16 protein-coding genes are annotated in these 16651 nt (G+C 55.1%); 9 read left to right on the top strand and 7 right to left on the bottom strand.

Annotation, left to right across the window (positions count from 1 at the left end; translation table 11 throughout):
* Nucleotides 1–80: 80 nt before the first annotated feature.
* Together hemB and L103DPR2_RS01745 are read left to right on the top strand one after the other, a co-directional pair.
* Nucleotides 81–1088 carry a porphobilinogen synthase gene (hemB, locus tag L103DPR2_RS01750; RefSeq protein ID WP_055359476.1) on the top strand — a complete coding sequence of 336 codons (1008 nt, stop codon included), beginning with the start codon at nucleotides 81–83 and terminating at the stop codon, nucleotides 1086–1088.
* 35 nt (nucleotides 1089–1123) lie between these two features.
* Nucleotides 1124–2293, top strand: coding sequence for a magnesium transporter CorA family protein (locus L103DPR2_RS01745; RefSeq protein WP_055359475.1), 1170 nt, complete (start codon nucleotides 1124–1126; stop codon nucleotides 2291–2293).
* 17 nt (nucleotides 2294–2310) lie between these two features.
* On the opposite strand, the gene L103DPR2_RS01740 is transcribed toward L103DPR2_RS01745, so the two are convergent.
* Both L103DPR2_RS01740 and L103DPR2_RS01735 read right to left on the bottom strand, forming a co-directional pair.
* Nucleotides 2311–3000, bottom strand: a complete 690-nt coding sequence (locus L103DPR2_RS01740; protein ID WP_055359474.1) for a dienelactone hydrolase family protein — start codon at nucleotides 2998–3000, stop codon at nucleotides 2311–2313.
* Nucleotides 3001–3011: 11 nt separating this feature from the next.
* Nucleotides 3012–3623 (bottom strand): 2-hydroxychromene-2-carboxylate isomerase, encoded by a 612-nt coding sequence (locus L103DPR2_RS01735; RefSeq protein ID WP_055359473.1) that lies wholly within the window; start codon nucleotides 3621–3623, stop codon nucleotides 3012–3014.
* A gap of 93 nt (nucleotides 3624–3716) precedes the next feature.
* On the opposite strand from L103DPR2_RS01735, the gene L103DPR2_RS01730 reads away from it, so the two are divergent.
* The 5 genes from L103DPR2_RS01730 (at nucleotide 3717) to L103DPR2_RS01710 (ending at nucleotide 9150) form a co-directional block, all read left to right on the top strand.
* Nucleotides 3717–4463, top strand: a complete 747-nt coding sequence (locus L103DPR2_RS01730; RefSeq protein ID WP_055359472.1) for an SDR family oxidoreductase — start codon at nucleotides 3717–3719, stop codon at nucleotides 4461–4463.
* Nucleotides 4460–4957, top strand: coding sequence for a MaoC family dehydratase (locus tag L103DPR2_RS01725; RefSeq protein WP_442915082.1), 498 nt, complete (start codon nucleotides 4460–4462; stop codon nucleotides 4955–4957). The genes L103DPR2_RS01730 and L103DPR2_RS01725 overlap by 4 nt, the downstream gene beginning before the upstream one ends.
* Nucleotides 4958–4990: 33 nt before the next feature.
* Nucleotides 4991–6502, top strand: coding sequence for a CoA-acylating methylmalonate-semialdehyde dehydrogenase (locus L103DPR2_RS01720; protein ID WP_055359471.1), 1512 nt, complete (start codon nucleotides 4991–4993; stop codon nucleotides 6500–6502).
* A gap of 3 nt (nucleotides 6503–6505) precedes the next feature.
* Nucleotides 6506–8233 carry a GMC family oxidoreductase gene (locus L103DPR2_RS01715; protein ID WP_055359470.1) on the top strand — a complete coding sequence of 576 codons (1728 nt, stop codon included), beginning with the start codon at nucleotides 6506–6508 and terminating at the stop codon, nucleotides 8231–8233.
* A gap of 158 nt (nucleotides 8234–8391) precedes the next feature.
* Entirely contained in the window at nucleotides 8392–9150 is a 759-nt protein-coding gene (locus L103DPR2_RS01710; RefSeq protein ID WP_055359469.1) for a sulfite exporter TauE/SafE family protein, read from the top strand.
* Here the strand turns inward: L103DPR2_RS01710 and L103DPR2_RS01705 are convergent.
* Entirely contained in the window at nucleotides 9129–10037 is a 909-nt protein-coding gene (locus L103DPR2_RS01705; RefSeq protein ID WP_055361782.1) for a DMT family transporter, read from the bottom strand. The two genes, L103DPR2_RS01710 and L103DPR2_RS01705, sit on opposite strands and share 22 nt — an antisense overlap.
* On the bottom strand, nucleotides 10034–11152 hold the full coding sequence (gene alr, locus L103DPR2_RS01700) for an alanine racemase (protein ID WP_055359468.1): 1119 nt from the start codon (nucleotides 11150–11152) through the stop codon (nucleotides 10034–10036). The genes L103DPR2_RS01705 and alr overlap by 4 nt, the downstream gene beginning before the upstream one ends.
* A 173-nt stretch (nucleotides 11153–11325) precedes the next feature.
* Here alr and lplT point away from each other — a divergent pair, with 173 nt between their 5' ends.
* Complete coding sequence (gene lplT, locus L103DPR2_RS01695) at nucleotides 11326–12609, top strand: lysophospholipid transporter LplT (protein ID WP_055359467.1); 1284 nt, start codon at nucleotides 11326–11328, stop codon at nucleotides 12607–12609.
* 36 nt (nucleotides 12610–12645) lie between these two features.
* Complete coding sequence (locus tag L103DPR2_RS01690; RefSeq protein WP_055359466.1) at nucleotides 12646–13134, top strand: glutathione peroxidase; 489 nt, start codon at nucleotides 12646–12648, stop codon at nucleotides 13132–13134.
* Here L103DPR2_RS01690 and glcF read toward each other — a convergent pair.
* The 3 genes from glcF to L103DPR2_RS01675 form a co-directional block, all read right to left on the bottom strand.
* Nucleotides 13131–14372 (bottom strand): glycolate oxidase subunit GlcF, encoded by a 1242-nt coding sequence (glcF, locus tag L103DPR2_RS01685; protein ID WP_055359465.1) that lies wholly within the window; start codon nucleotides 14370–14372, stop codon nucleotides 13131–13133. The genes L103DPR2_RS01690 and glcF overlap by 4 nt on opposite strands.
* Before the next feature lie 8 nt (nucleotides 14373–14380).
* On the bottom strand, nucleotides 14381–15589 hold the full coding sequence (glcE, locus tag L103DPR2_RS01680; protein ID WP_055361781.1) for a glycolate oxidase subunit GlcE: 1209 nt from the start codon (nucleotides 15587–15589) through the stop codon (nucleotides 14381–14383).
* Between the two features lie 90 nt (nucleotides 15590–15679).
* Entirely contained in the window at nucleotides 15680–16633 is a 954-nt protein-coding gene (locus tag L103DPR2_RS01675; RefSeq protein ID WP_082466679.1) for an SMP-30/gluconolactonase/LRE family protein, read from the bottom strand.
* Between the last annotated feature and the right edge of the window lie 18 nt (nucleotides 16634–16651).

Here is a 16651-nt window from a genome sequence, read left to right as displayed (position 1 = left end):
GCTTGATGTGCCTCAAGATTTCTCAGCCGCCGATCTCTCTCAATGCCCTCAAAACAAGAAACTTCAGGCACAATTTTCAAATGACACCGATTCACACGCCTTACCCCTTGAGCCGGCCTCGCCGACTGCGTCGCACAGACTTTTCACGGCGCTTGGTGCGCGAACATCAACTGAGCGTTGACGATTTGATTTACCCCGTGTTTGTGCTCGACGGCCAAAATCAACGCCAGACCATCAGCTCCATGCCCGGCGTAGAGCGCTTGAGTTTGGACTTGTTGTTGCCTGTCGCCGAAGATTGCGTGAAGTTGGGCATCCCCGTGATGGCCCTTTTCCCCGTCATTGACAGCGCACTCAAAGACCCTCAAGGCAACGAAGCCCTCAACCCCGACGGCTTGGTCCCTACGGTGGTCCGAGCTTTGAAAAAGAACTTCCCCGAATTGGGCGTGATGACCGATGTGGCCCTAGACCCCTTTACCAGCCACGGTCAAGACGGTTGGCTGGACGAAGAGGGCTACATCTTGAACGATCCCACCGTGGGCCAGCTGGTCAAACAAGCCTTGGTGCAAGCCGATGCAGGCGTCGACATGGTGGCGCCGAGTGACATGATGGATGGCCGCATTGGTGCCATTCGACAGGCCCTCGAAGCCAAGGGGCATGTGCACACGCAGATCATGGCCTACAGCGCCAAGTACGCCAGTTCGTTTTACGGCCCTTTCCGCGATGCGGTGGGCTCTGCCGCCAATTTGGGCAAAGGCAACAAAAAAACCTACCAAATGGACCCGGGCAATACCAACGAAGCATTGCGCGAAGTGGCCATCGACATTGCAGAAGGTGCTGACATGGTGATGGTCAAACCCGGCATGCCCTATTTGGATGTGGTGCGCCGTGTCAAAGATGAGTTTGGTGTGCCCACATTTGCGTATCAGGTGTCGGGAGAGTACGCCATGTTGAAAGCAGCGGCACAAAATGGCTGGCTTGACCATGATGGTGTGATGATGGAAAGTTTGTTGGCATTCAAACGTGCTGGCGCCGACGGCATCTTGACTTACTTTGCACGCGATGCCGCGCGTCTACTGAACAAAGCCTAAGCCCTTCACATCTCTCACTCACAAATTTTTATTGCATGCGCGTCTTTACCGTTTCAGGCACCCACGTTCAAGATGCGTTGTCCTTGCCTCGTGCATTGCCTGAAAACGGCTATGTCTGGATTGCTTGCGCCAGAAGCTATTTCTTGTCTGAGCAACAACAAGTGCAAGAAACTTTGCAGAGCCTCACAGGCCATCATCTGCTTGATTTGCATGTGTCAGATTTGCTCAATGGACAACTGCCATCGCGCTTTGATTTGACCTCTTATTACGACGTGTTGGTGTTCCGCCGCTTGGCTGCCAGCAACACCGGTGAGAGAGAAACAATTCAATCCCCCACTGGCCTGAAATCCAAAACCAAACTGTCGGGTCCGCCCGCCCTCAGAAGGGTCGACACCAGCCCCATTGGCTTTGCGATTTTTGACAATGTGCTGCTCACCGTCCATCCCGATGATTGCGCCATTCGGGAAGCCTATGCAGCGCGTCTGTTGGCCGCCAGTAGCCATGAACAAACCACGGTTGCTGATCAATTGCCAAGCTCGCCGACTTCGGAAACATTGGACGACCGCTCAACAGGTGCTCGCGGCATCCCTGTCAGCCCAGCTGACATGATGCTGCGCATGGTCAGCCAAGTGGTCGATGTGTATTTGGATTTGCGCAGAGACCTGACGCGCCAGCTAGACCATTGGCAAGCTGAGCTGATCAACCCAGACACCCGCTTCAACAACTGGTCCGCCCTGTTAGAAGCGCGTCTGTCCTTGCATCACCTTGACGAAATCTGCGAAGACCAACGCAGCGCCATGCAAGATTGGCTCGAGTCATTGAACACGTGGACGCCGCCCACTTCCAATGCTCTGATGAAAGAGCATGAAATATTGAAAGTACGCAGCCGCGATGTTTTAGAGCACATCGACCGTGTGGTGCATCACGTGCGGCGATTAGAGCAAAGCATTGAAACAGCGGTACAAATTCATTTCAATGCACAAAGCAATCGCACCAATGAAACCATGCGAACGCTGACCTCCATCACGGCCATTTTCTTGCCCTTGAATTTGATTGCCGCCATCTTCGGAATGAACTTTGAAGTCATTCCCTTGTTGCACGACAGCGCCGGGTTTTGGTGGACGATTGGCAGCATGCTCCTGATCGCGGCCACATTGGCTTGGCTGTTTTGGCGCAAGCGTTATTTGGCGCGATCAGGTCGCTAAGTACCGATCTGATTTGATCAACCTAAGTGCTGTTTGAAAAAAGCCAAGGTTCTTTCTTGGGCCAATGCCGCTGATTCGGCATGCCATGCGCCGCGGTGATTGCAATTAAAGCCATGGTGCGCGGCATAGGTAAAGACTTGCGCCTGTGGATGCGCCGTTTTGAAAGCCGCCACCGACGCCATTGAAATCCACTTGTCTTCTTCTGCAAAGTGCGCCATTACCGGCACTTTGGATTGACGTGCAGATTCAGCTTCTGTGGTCATGCCACCCCCGTAATAAGGGGCAGCAGCCGACAAGCCGTTGAGCAAGCACGCGGAGCGCCAAGTCAACAAGCCGCCCCAGCAATAACCCACCACGCCGACTTTGCCACCACACATTTTGTGCGCGTGATCAATGCTGGCTTGAATGTCTTGCAATGCGCCAGGTGCAGGCAAGGCTTCAATGGCGGTTTTGAGGGCCATGCCTGCGCCCATGTCAGCCTCTGCATAGCCCAACTCGACATTGGCTTGCGCACGGTGGAACATGGCGGGTGCGATGGCCAAATAAGCTTCTTTGGCATAGGCATCGGCCACTTCACGAATGTGGGTGTTCACACCAAAAATTTCTTGCAGCACAACGACGGCCGCTTTGACCGGTGTGGCGGGTTCTGCCACATACGCTGGAAATTGTGTGCCGTCTGCGGCCGTTAATTGAATGAAAGTTCCCATCAAGTTCTCCTTTAAGTGTGGCTGCTTGCAAGTGCGCGCTCAACAAAGTCAAGTCGATCTTGTCCCCAGAAAATTTCACCGTCAAGCACATACGAAGGTGCACCAAACACACCGGCATCAATGGCCATTTGCGTGTAAGACTCGTATCGCATTTGCGCAGCTTGACTGTAGGACTGCTCTAAACAACTGGCTGGTAAGTTTTGTTCTTTCAGCAACTCCGCCAAGGTCTTCTCATCGGCAATGTTGCGCTGCTGCGCCCACACCGCAGACAAAATAGCACCACTGATGGCCATGGCAGCCTTCGGACCTGCGGCCATGTCGACCGCAATGATGAGCTTGGCCGCGTCGTCGCCGCCGACTGGGAAATAAGTTGGTTTGACATGCAAGGGGGCGCCCAGCCATTTGCTAAAGCGCGCCAATTCAGTCAAGCGGTAGGCCTGCCTTTGGGGCGCGCGTTGACCCAAGGGCAAGCCCCCTGAGATTGGAAACACTTTGCCGCCCAAATCAATGGGCATGACGCGCACACTGGCACCCGCTTTGGTCAGGATTTGCTGGAAGCGCTGATGGCCCAAGTAAGCCCAAGGGCTTTGAGGCGCGAAATAATAGTCGACTGTGTGACTCACAAAAGGCTCCTGGTTAAGGTAATCTGCACCTTCAATGCCGGTGCACCAGACAGTGTTTTAACCGTTTACTCAATATTCTGCAGGAGACAAGAAATGCGCAAAGTTGTTTTGGTCACGGGCGGGAGTCGCGGCATTGGTGCCGCCACTTGCATTTTGGCGGCTCAAAAGGGCTGGGATGTCGCTGTCAATTACACCTCGAACGCGAAAGCAGCAGACGACGTGGTGCAGCAAGTCAAGGCGGCCGGTGGCCGTGCCATGGCCGTCCAGGCCGATGTGGCCCATGAAGATCAAGTGCTGGCCATGTTCCAAAAAGTGCGCGCCGAATTAGGTCCACTGCAAGGCTTGGTCAACAACGCAGGTGTTGTAGACGTTTCTGCTCGACTGGATGAAATGAGCATGGCGCGCTGGCGCCGCATGTTTGACATCAACGTCTTGGGCTCCATGCTGTGCGCACGCGAAGCCATTTTGCAAATGAGCACCAAGCACGGTGGTCAGGGCGGCAGCATTGTGAACTTGTCCAGTGCTGCGGCCAGACTCGGCTCGCCCGGTCAGTATTTGGATTACGCAGCCGCCAAAGGTGCCATCGACAGTTTTACATTGGGCTTGGCCAAAGAAATTGCAGGCGAAGGCATTCGCGTCAATGCCATTCGCCCGGGCTTGATCGACACCGAAATTCACGCTTCTGGCGGATTGCCCAATCGCGTTAAAGACCTGGAACATTTGGTACCTGCCAAGCGCGGCGGCTCTGCCATGGAAGTGGCGCAGGCCATCGTGTGGCTGCTGTCTGATGAGGCCAGCTACACCACCATGAGCTTGATCGATGTGTCTGGTGGTCGATGATGGCTGGTGCACCTGCCGACAAAATTCAGTATTACTGGGAAGACATGCAACCCGGAAGCGTGCGCGATCTGGGCACCATCACACCCACGCGAGAAGAAATCATTGCCTTTGCAACGCAATTTGATCCTCAGCCTTTTCACCTCGATGATGACGCTGCAAAAGCCTCCGTGTTTGGCGGTTTGTGCGCCAGCGGTTGGCACACTTGTTCGATGGCCATGCGTTTGATGGTGACGCAGTTTTTACAAAAGTCTGCCAGCTTGGGCTCACCTGGCCTTGAAAACATCCAGTGGAAGAAGCCCGTTTTCCCCAACGACACCTTGCACCTCCAACACACCATCCTAGAAACTCGCCCCATGCGCTCCAAACCAGATGTCGGTCTGGTCCGAACCGCCTGGGACATGCACAACCAACACGGCGACAGTGTGCTGCACATGGAAGGCTGGGGCATGTTCAGGCGCAGACATCCAGCACAAGACACCGCCACAAACGATTAACATTCAATTTCTATTCAACTCAAGAACTCAGCCATGTCCGTCACCTCCATTGCCCATTACATTTCTGGCCAAAAAACGGCTGGCACTTCCTCTCGCGCACAAGACGTTTTCAATCCGGCCACTGGCGCTGTGACAGGCCGCGTCAGTTTGGCCAATGTGAAAGACGTTGATCAGGCGGTGGCTTCTGCGCAAGCAGCCTTTCCCGCTTGGGCCGACACGCCTCCACTGCGCCGCGCTCGTGTGATGTTCAAATTCTTAGAATTGTTGAACCAACACCGCGACACGCTGGCGCACATGATCACAGCCGAGCACGGCAAGGTGTTCACCGATGCACAAGGTGAAGTGACGCGCGGCATCGACATTGTGGAATTCGCTTGCGGCATTCCGCAGTTGCTCAAAGGTGACTTCACTGACCAAGTTTCAACCGGCATCGACAACTGGACGATGCGCCAGCCTTTGGGCGTGGTGGCTGGCGTCACACCCTTTAACTTTCCTGTCATGGTACCCATGTGGATGTTTCCTGTGGCCATTGCCTGCGGCAACACCTTTGTTTTGAAGCCCAGCCCACTTGACCCCAGCCCCAGTTTGTTCATGGCTGAATTGCTCAAACAAGCTGGCTTGCCCGATGGTGTGTTCAATGTGGTGCAAGGCGACAAAGAAGCGGTTGACGCGCTGGTCGAACACCCCGATGTCAAAGCTGTGAGCTTTGTGGGCTCCACGCCCATCGCCAACAGCTTGTATGAAAACGGCGCGCGACATGGCAAACGTGTACAGGCTTTGGGTGGTGCCAAGAACCACATGGTGGTCATGCCCGATGCCGACATTGAGCAAGCGGTCGACGCATTGATTGGTGCGGCCTATGGTTCTGCTGGCGAACGTTGCATGGCCATCAGTGTGGCTGTGTTGGTGGGCGATGTGGCTGAAAAATTGATGCCCTTGTTGCTTGAGAAAACACGCGCACTCAAGGTTTTGAACGGCACCAATTTGGCGGCCGAAATGGGCCCCATTGTCACTGCTGCGGCCAAGCAACGCATCACGGGTTACATCGATGCAGGTGTGGCCGAAGGCGCCAAGCTCTTGGTCGACGGCCGTCAGTTTGATGGCGCCAAAGCAGGCGCAGGTTGCGACAACGGCTTCTGGTTGGGCGGCACCTTGTTTGACAACGTCACCACCGACATGAAGATTTACAAAGAAGAAATTTTCGGCCCTGTCTTGTCTTGTGTTCGCGTCAAAGATTTTGGTGAAGCGGTGCAAATCATCAACGACCATGAATTTGGCAACGGTGTGAGTTGCTTCACACGCGATGGCAATGTGGCGCGAGAGTTTTCTCGTCGCATTCAAGTGGGCATGGTGGGCATCAACGTGCCGATTCCTGTGCCAATGGCTTGGCACGGTTTTGGTGGTTGGAAGCGCAGCTTGTTTGGCGACATGCACGCTTACGGCGAAGAAGGCGTGCGTTTTTACACCAAACAAAAATCGATCATGCAGCGCTGGCCCGAGAGCATTGGCAAAGGCGCCGAATTTGTCATGCCCACTGCCAAGTAATTCATGAACGACAGCACCTTTGACTACATCATCGTTGGCGCAGGAACGGCCGGTTGCCTGTTGGCCAATCGCTTGTCTGCAGACGCCAGCAAGCGGGTGCTGCTGATTGAAGCGGGCAAGAGAGATGACTATCACTGGATTCACATCCCTGTCGGCTATCTGTATTGCATTGGCAATCCACGCACCGATTGGTTGTACCAAACCGAAGCGGCCGATGGCTTGAACGGCCGCAGCTTGCGCTATCCCCGCGGCAAAGTCTTGGGGGGCTGTAGCAGTATCAACGGCATGATCTACATGCGAGGCCAATCACGCGACTACGATCAGTGGGCGCAACTCACCGGCAGTGATGATTGGCGCTGGGACAAGTGCTTGCCTTATTTCAAAGCACACGAAGACCATTACAAAGGCGCAAGCCCACTGCATGGCGCCAAAGGCGTCAAGCCAGAATTATTTGACAGTGCTGGCGCATCTGACGCCAAGTCTCAAGACTATTTCAAAGTGCTCAAAGCCCGACAAGCCGGTGGCGAATGGCGCATTGAAAAACAACGTCTCAGTTGGGGCGTGCTCGACGCCTTTTCACAAGCCGCACAACAAGCGGGCATTCCGGCCACAGAAGATTTCAACCAAGGCAACAACGAAGGCATTGGTTATTTTGAAGTGAACCAACGAAGCGGCTGGCGTTGGAACACAGCCCAAGCTTTTTTGCGTCCTACCTGTTTTGCACGTCCCAACTTTGAGTTGTGGACGCAAGCGCAAGTGGCGGGCCTTGTTCTCGAAACCGATGCGAACGGTGCCAAGCGCTGCACCGGTGTCAAGGTTTGGGATGGCCATCAACTGGTCACCGCCACCGCCACACGCGAAGTGGCCTTGAGTGCTGGCAGCATTGGCTCTGCGCAAATTTTGCAGTTGTCTGGCATTGGCAATCCCGATCTTCTCAAGCCTGTGGGAGTTGCAGTACAGCACGATTTGCCAGGTGTTGGCGCCAACCTGCAAGACCATTTGCAAATACGCTCGGTCTACAAAGTGAAGCATGCCAAGACACTCAACACCTTGGCCAACAACTGGTGGGGCAAAGCCAAAATTGGTTTGGAATATGCCATGTCACGCAGTGGTCCGATGAGCATGGCGCCCAGTCAATTGGGGGCCTTCACCAAAAGCGATCCCTCTCAAGCCTGGGCCAACATTCAATACCATGTGCAGCCCCTCAGCTTGGATGCATTTGGTGAGCCGCTGCACAACTTCCCGGCCATCACGGCCAGTGTCTGCAACTTGAATCCCACCAGCCGCGGCAGCGTCACTTTGAAGAGCCCTGACTTCAAAGACGCACCAGCCATTGCACCCAATTACCTGAGCACCGATGCAGACCGCAAAGTAGCGGCCGACAGTCTGCGCGTCACGCGCCGCATCATGTCACAAGCGGCCATGGCACGGTACGAGCCCGAAGAGTTCAAGCCTGGGGTGCAATACCAAACAGATGAAGAGCTGGCCAAACTGGCCGGCGACATTGCCAGCACCATTTTTCACCCGGTCGGTACAACACGCATGGGCCGCGATGATGACGCGATGGCAGTGGTCAACAGTCAACTTCAAGTCCGCGGCATCCGCGGTTTGCGTGTTGTCGATGCGGGCGTCATGCCCACCATTACCAGCGGCAACACCAACAGCCCCACCTTGATGATTGCGGAAAAGGCGGCGCATTGGATGGCTTTGGACGCCACGGGAAATCCCTGATGGGAATGGCCTGTGAAGCACGCTACATTTCATGCACTCGATGAACTGCAGTTTGGGTTCGTTTTGAGGGCAGAGGAGACACCCAAACTACTCGAACATGAACATCCAAAACGAGATGTAACTTTTGATAGGCGCCGCGAAAGCGGCGCTTTTTTTTCATGGAATTGCTGATCGTCTCTCTCGCGTCCTTGTTTGCCGGCATGGTCGATTCGATCGTTGGCGGGGGTGGCCTGATTTTGGTTCCCGCACTCTTCGCCACATTTCCATCTGCTCCCCCAGCCACCTTGGTCGGCACCAATAAAAGCGCCGCCATTTGGGGCACTGCATTTGCCACGTACCAGTTCAGCAAAAAAGTAGACATGCGATGGGGCGCCCTGATGCCTGCTGCCAGTGCAGGCTTGCTCGGCTCCTTGCTAGGCGCATGGACGGTCACGGAGGTTGACCCCAGTTTTTTGCGCAAAGCCTTGCCCTTTATTTTGTTGGCCTTGCTGGCCTACACGCTGGCCAAGAAAGACATGGGGCAACGTCACGAGCCTCGCTTCAAAGGTCGGCAAGAGGCCATTGCGGCCATGGTCATGGGGCTGTTGATTGGCTTTTACGATGGCTTCTTTGGCCCTGGCACTGGCAGTTTTTTTGTCTTTGCGTATGTGCGCTTGTTGGGTTACGACTTTCTCAACGCTTCAGCTTCTGCCAAGTTGATGAACACCGCCACCAATTTTGCAGCGCTGGTGTTGTTCACCTTGCAAGGCCATGTGTGGTGGCATCTGGCACTGCCCATGGCTTTGGCGAATGTGCTCGGCAGTTTGCTGGGCACCCGCTTGGCCTTGAAACACGGTGCGGGCTTTGTGCGCTATGTATTTTTGGCTGTAGTGGCGGCCCTGATTGTGAAAACGACTTACGACGGATTTTTCCGCTGAGGCGCAAACTGGGTATAGGCCACGCCCATCAAGGCAATGGCCGCGCCAACCAGCTTGATCACGGTGTATTGCTCACCCGTAAGGGCCCAAGCAAACAAACCCGCAACAGGCGGCATGAGGTACATCAAGGGTGCGGTTTTGGCCACTCCCCTTACTTGGTTCACCCAGCCCCACACCAACCAACCGCCAAACGCTGAAATCAAAATGGACCACGCCATGGCCACCCAGCCTTGCAAACCCAAACTGTCCCAAGGCGCTTCAAGGCCCGCAGGAATAGACAAGAGCATGACGGGCAATCCACCCCACAAGGTGGCGTAACCCATCGTGAGCACGCTGCCATGTTTCTCAAGCAGGGGCTTGGCTTGAACGGTGTAATAAGAGAACAATACCGCAGCCACAAACAACATCACATCGCCGCCACTGGCGCGCCAGTCACCTTTGAGCAATTTGTCAGACAAGAAAAGTAGCACGCCTGCGAATGCAACCATCACACCGATCGCTTGGGTGCGCTGCAACTTTTCATGGCCTTTCCAGCGCAAGATCAACAGGGTAAAGATGGGACCACATGCCAAGATCACAGAGCTTGAAAATGGCGTCGACAAATGAATGCCGTAACACACGATGCCCACATGCAAGCTGTGTCCCACAAAACCCAAACGGGCCAAGGCCATCACATCTTGGCGCGGCAACGGCGGCAGAAATTGACCCAGCGTGACGCGCATCAAGATGAGCGCACACACAGGCATGATGAGATAGCGCGCCAGCAAAAATCCACTGGGCGTGAGCGTGTTCAGCAGGTACTTTTGCACACTGAAGTTGGCACCCCAGATCAAAATCAAAACAAGGGCGGCGCTCAGCGCCAATCGCTGTGGTGCCGAATGTTTCAATCCTTGACCACCACTGGCACGCGTGCTGCCAAAGCACACATCAATTCGTAGCCTACCGTACCGGCTGCATGCGCAACTTCGTCAATGACAACGCCCGTTGTGGAACTTGCTTGGGATGTGCTTTTTTGAGGCAGGCCCCACAAGGTCACTTCGCTGCCCACATCGGCATGCGGCAAATCAGTGAGGTCCACCGTGAGCATGTCCATGCTGACACGGCCTAGCGTACGCGTACGATGACCGTCCACACAAACGGGAGTGCCCGTTGGGGCAATGCGCGGATAGCCGTCGGCATAACCACACGCCACCACGCCAATTCGCATTGGGCCGTCGGCTACAAATGCCGAGCCATAGCCCACCGTGTCACCTGCTTGCAAATGTTGCACAGCAATGATGTTGGCATTCAAACTCATGACGGGTTTCAAACCCCAGTCTTGGGCTGAGTGCAAAGGGAAATCGGGCGAACTGCCATACAAAGCAATGCCAGGTCGGATCCAGTCTGCGCGCACAGCCAAATCTTTGGCGTGGCGCAAGCTTGCTGCGCTGTTGCACAAACTTCGTTCGCCAGACAAATCATGGGTGTATTGGTGAAAGATGGACATGGCCGCTGCAATGCCTTTTTCACCGTCGGCGTCACTGAAGTGTGTCATCAGTGAAATTTCATCCACTTGCGGCAATGCATTCAATCGCGTCCAAGCAGCCCGGAAGGCCTGAGGGGCAAATCCCAAACGGTTCATGCCACTGTTCATTTTGAGAAAGACCCGATGCGGCTGATGGGTTTTGTGCACCGCCAGCATGTCGATTTGCGCTTCGCAGTGCACAACGTGCCACAGGTTCAATCGAGAACACAACTCCAAATCACGCGTCTCAAACACCCCTTCTAGCAACAGAACAGGTCCACGCCAACCCAGTTGGCGAACGCGTTCGGCCTCAGCCAAATCCAGCAAGGCAATGCCGTCAGCCGCCCGCAAACCCTCGAAAACACGCTCGATGCCATGGCCATAGGCGTTGGCCTTGACCACGCCCCAGACCAGCGCATCGGGGGCCGCGGCTTTGATTTGCGACAGGTTGTGGCGCAAAGCTTGAATGTCGATGGTGGCCTGAATCGGTCTTGGCATGGCGGATCGTTACAAAAACGGCGATCAATCTCGCGGGTTGAAGCCTAGATTGTGGCACTACAGAGCGTGATATAACTGAAACTTACGCCAACACACGCTAGCGAGTGTTGCTTTGATACTTTTTCTCATTTTCGAATTCGGCCTTTTGCCTGATCGATTCACTGCATGATTTCATGAAGCGCGGTTTTTACACCATCATGGCGGCCCAGTTTTTCAGTTCGTTGGCCGACAACGCGCTTTTCGTCGCGGCGGTAGAACTGATTCGCACCAGCGGTGGCGCGGAGTGGCAGCGTGCGGCCTTGGTGCCCATGTTTGCTTTGTTTTATGTGGTGCTTGCGCCCTTTGTCGGCGCCTTTGCAGACTCACGGCCCAAAGGCGAGGTGATGTTCATCAGCAATGCCATCAAAGTGGTGGGCTGTTTGTTGATGTTGTTTGGCACGCACCCCTTGCTGTCCTACGCCATTGTGGGATTGGGCGCCGCAGCCTATTCACCCGCCAAATATGGCATCTTGACCGAATTGTTGCCCGCCTCTCAATTGGTCAAGGCCAATGGTTGGATTGAAGGCCTCACCATCGCCTCCATCATTTTGGGCGTGTTGGTCGGCGGCCAATTGGTGGGCACGCATGTCTCTGAGTATTTGTTGAGCTTTGATTTGCCGCTCGTCGATACAGGCATTGACACAGCGCCAGAGGCTGCCATTTTGCTGTTGATCACGTTCTATGCTTTGGCCGCTTGGTTCAACACCCGCATTCCCGATACAGGCGTCGCCATGCGCGCCATGCCCAAAAACTTGTTGGCCTTGCTGCCCGACTTCTGGGATTGCAACACTCGCCTGTGGAAAGACCGCTTAGGCCAAATCTCCTTGGCGACAACCACCTTGTTTTGGGGCGTCTCTGGCAACTTGCGCTACATCGTCTTGGCATGGAGCGCAGCGGCCTTGGGCTACAGCACCACACAGGCTTCTAGCTTGGTCGGCGTGGTGGCCATTGGCACTGCAGTTGGCGCCGTGGTGGCCTCTGTGCGAATGAAGCTGCATCAGGCCACGCGCGTCATGCCATTGGGCATTGCCATGGGCGTGTTGGTGATGGGCATGAATTTCATCGACAACGTGTGGGTGGCCGCGCCCTTTCTCATTTTGTTGGGCGCCTTGGGCGGTTTCTTGGTGGTGCCCATGAACGCATTGCTGCAACACCGAGGTCACAACTTGATGGGTGCAGGTCGTTCGATTGCGGTCCAAAATTTCAACGAGCAAGCATGCATCTTGTTGTTGGGTGGCTTCTACAGTTTCTCGACGGGCATGGGCTTGTCAGCCTTTGGCGCCATCACCGCCTTTGGCTTTGTGGTGGCCAGCATCATGTGGGTCATCAAGCGCTGGCATGAGCACAACCTGCGCGAGCACAGTGCAGTGTTGAATCACTTGATCGACGTTGCCAAAAACGACAACCTTCACGGCTAACAAGCCATTCTGAATTTTTTGAAGCAGGTGCAACCCATGAAATCAATCTATGACTTCGACGCCATTCAAATGAATGGTCAACCCTTGGCGCTGGCTTCACTGCGCGGCCAAGTGATGTTGATCGTGAACACCGCCAGTGCCTGTGGCTTCACACCCCAGTTTGGGGGTTTAGAAAAAATTCACCAAGCCTACAAAGACCAAGGCTTGGCCGTGTTGGGATTTCCTTGCAATCAGTTTGGCAGCCAAGATCCTGGCAGCAACGAGTCGATTGCCAGCTTCTGCCAACTGAACTATGGCGTGAGCTTTCCCATGATGGAAAAGATCAAGGTGAATGGTCCCGAAGCACATCCCCTGTACCAATGGTTGTGCGCAGAAGCTCCCGGCTTGTTGGGCAGCAAGGCCATCAAGTGGAATTTCACCAAGTTCTTGATTGGCCGCGATGGCCGCGTGCTCAAACGTTATGCGCCCATGGACAAGCCAGAGAACATTGGCAAAGACATTGAAGCGGCTCTGAGCGCTGCTTAAGCACTCAGCGTCAAGGCCTCGTCCACCAACTCCACCCAGTGCCTTACGGGCACGTCAGCGCCACTTTGTAAATGGGTGATGCAGCCAATGTTGGCGCTCAAAATGGCCTTGGGTTGCAACTTGTTCAGATGACCTAATTTGCGATCACGCAAGGCATACGCGGTATCGGCTTGCAAGACAGAGTAAGTACCGGCTGAGCCGCAGCACAAGTTGGACTCTAGCTCGGAAACTCGCAACTGAAAACCCAATTGCCCTAACTGCGCTTCAACGCTGCCCTTCAATTGCTGCCCATGTTGCAAAGTGCAAGGTGGGTGATAGGCCAGGGGTCCTGCTGCGGCCACCACCTCGGGTTTCAAACGCTTTTGAAGTTCAGGCAAACACAAAGGCAACAACTCACTCAGGTCCCGTGTGAGTTCTGAAATGCGCTTGGCTTTGTCTGCATACTGCGCATCGTGTTGCAACAAGTGGCCATATTCTTTGACCGTGACACCGCAACCCGAAGCATTCATCACAATGGCTTCCACGCCTTGAGTGACCCATGGCCACCATGCGTCAATGTTGCGCCGCATGTGGTCCAAGCCGCCTACTTGATCGTTCAGGTGAAATTTAACAGCGCCACAACAACCCGCCTCAGGTGGCACCACCACTTGAATGCCGCATGCATTGAGCACACGTGCCGTGGCGGTGTTGATGTTGGGCTTCATGGCAGGCTGAACACAGCCTGCCAACATCAGTACTTTTCGTGCATGGGTTTGGGTGGGCCAAGGACCAGCGTCTTGAGGCGCGGGCACCTTGGCTTGAAGCGTTGCGGGCAACAAAGCCCTCACACTTTGTCCCAGTTTCATGGCAGGCGCAAACAGAGTGGATGTCAGGCCTTCTTTCAAAAGCCAACGGACTGCGCGTTCTTGGACGGGCCGCTGAACTTTGGCATCCACCACCTTGCGACCCAGGTCCACCAAATGACCGTACTGCACGCCACTGGGGCAGGTGCTTTCGCAATTTCGACAGGTGAGGCACCGGTCTAAATGCATTTGCGTTTTGCGGGTGGGCTCGGCACCTTCAAAGACTTGCTTCATCAAGTAGATGCGGCCACGCGGTCCGTCCAGTTCGTCGCCCATCAACTGATAAGTGGGGCACGTGGCCGTGCAAAAACCACAGTGCACGCACGAGCGAAGAATGGCCTCGGCTTCTTGGCCAAGCAGGGTATTTTGAAACTCAGGTGCGAGTTGGGTTTGCATGTTGAGCCTCAGAAATGCGCGTTCAATCTGCGAGGGCCAAACAGGCCGGCAGGGTCAAATTCTTGTTTCAGTGCGTGCTGAATGCGTTGATGTACCGCATCCAGCGGCGTGAAGACGGGCACCGACACTGGCAAGGCCGCACTAGCTTGCTGCGGTCTTCTGAACAAGGTGGCCTGACCCCCCACCGCTGCGGCGGCTTTGCGAAGGGCTTCAGCTTCTGACAGCGGCGCCCAGACCCAGCGCTGAGCGCCATGCCATTCAATGAAAGGCGCGCTTGTACTTGCCGGCAAATTCAAAACGGGCGCCGTTTGAGGCACCGACAAACGCCACAAGGCCGCATCGGGCGATGCTGCGGCTTGCGTAAAAAAGGGCAAGCGTTGGTCTGCACAGGCGATCCAATCTTGGGTTGCACTCTCGGATGCTTGCACCAACAATTCACTGTTCAAGGCCGCAAGGTCCTGCGACATGCGAACTTTGGCGGCCTCAACGGCTGCGTGTGCGCCGCGAAGACGCACGAACAACATCTCGGGCTGGCCTGGCATGCTGTTGTCTTGGACCCAACAACTGGCATTCAAAGGCAAAGGTTGACCACCCCAGCGATGCAACAATGCCAGCGCTTGAGCTTGTGGCAACCGGCACATGAGGTGAGCCTCTGCGGGTGCGACGGGCAATACTTTCAAAGAGACTTCGGTGATCAAACCCAAGGTGCCCCAGCTACCCGCCAGCAATCGGCTGACGTCGTAACCTGCCACATTCTTCATGACCTGGCCACCAAAAGTCAGGTGCTCGCCGCGGCCGTTGATGAATTTCAAACCGAGCACAAAGTCGCGAACTGCGCCCACACTGGCGCGCGCTGGACCACTCAAACCCGATGCCACCATGCCACCCACGGTGGCTTGGCTGTGGGTGCGGTCGGCTGCAAACACCGGAGGTTCAAACGCCAAGCACTGGCCTTGCGCTGCCAGTGTTTTTTCCAAATCACACAATAGCGTGCCAGCGCCGACAGTGATGACTAACTCACTGGGCTCGTATTGCACAATGCACGACAGGCCGCGTGTTTCCAGCAACTCGCCTTCCAAGGCCTCGCCATAAAAATCGTGGCTCCCCGAACCGTGGATCCGAAAGCTTTTGCGTGGTGCAGACCCCGTCGATGCAGCGGCGCGCACGGTGTCCAACAAGGCGGCCAGATCTGGGTGCGCGCTTGGACTTGAGCGAATGGTTGGACTGTCGTTCATGTCGCCATGTTAAACGGACACGCTCTGTTTCTGGCCACTTTTGCAGAACGCAAGCGTCAAAAATAGGTCAATTCAGTTGTTGAAAAAACTCACAAGCAAACCAGGCGTGTCGACCCGCATGGCAAAAACACAACCCGATTGGGGCAAGGCTTGAAGCTCTGCCGTACTTCGGCCATGTGCCGATGTGGTGATGAACAGGGTTCGCAAATCTTCTCCGCCAAAACATGGCATGGTGGGGCACTGAACAGGCGTTTCAATGTAAGCGACACACCGACCATCGGGCGCAATTTTGGCCAAGCGATGACCCTCGTACATGGCGGCATAGTAAAACCCCTCCGCATCCACAGCGGCGCCATCGGGTCGGCCTGCGTAAGACTGCGCCACATCCGATCCATAAATCCAGTCTTTGGGCTTGGCTGGAAATTGTGCAAAGACACGTTCATGGGTCATTTGCTGTGATGTCACATCAAAGTCCCAAGCGCGAATGCAATGTGCGCCCGTGTCGGACCAGTACATGGTTTTGCCGTTGGGTGACCATGCCAAGCCGTTGGCCACTGTGGCCTGATCGGCTTTGGACTGCAGTGCGTGGTTGGCTTGTAAGGCATACAAAACACCGGCGGCTTGATCGCGCGGCTCGTACATCGTGCCACTCCAAAAATAGCCGGCAGGATCGCACTTGCCATCGTTGAATCGCAGTTTGCTTGTGTCGTAGGGTGCAGCGGCCAACAATTCCAACGCACCTCCCCACTCACGTGCGCGGTAAATACCGCTTCGCAACGCCATGACCCAGCCGCCTTTGCTTGCAGGCGCAAAACAACCTGGCTCTTCTTGCAAAGGCCAATCTTCAACTGCATGGCTTTGCGACAAATCAGATGAAACCTTCATGCGCCGCAATCGGCGTCCCGGAATATCGACCCAATACAAACATTTTTCTTGAGGATGCCAAAAGGGCGACTCGCCCAAGACATCGGCTTGGGTTGTCATGCAGTGCCATTCGGGTCGCACAAAAGGAATTTCAGCAGTCATCGATACGCTCAGTTTGAA

The sequence above is a fragment of the Limnohabitans sp. 103DPR2 genome, from assembly GCF_001412575.1.
Lineage (GTDB): Bacteria > Pseudomonadota > Gammaproteobacteria > Burkholderiales > Burkholderiaceae_C > Limnohabitans_A.
Note: the sequence above shows the minus strand (reverse complement) of the source record. Positions and strands in the feature narration are given on the sequence as shown.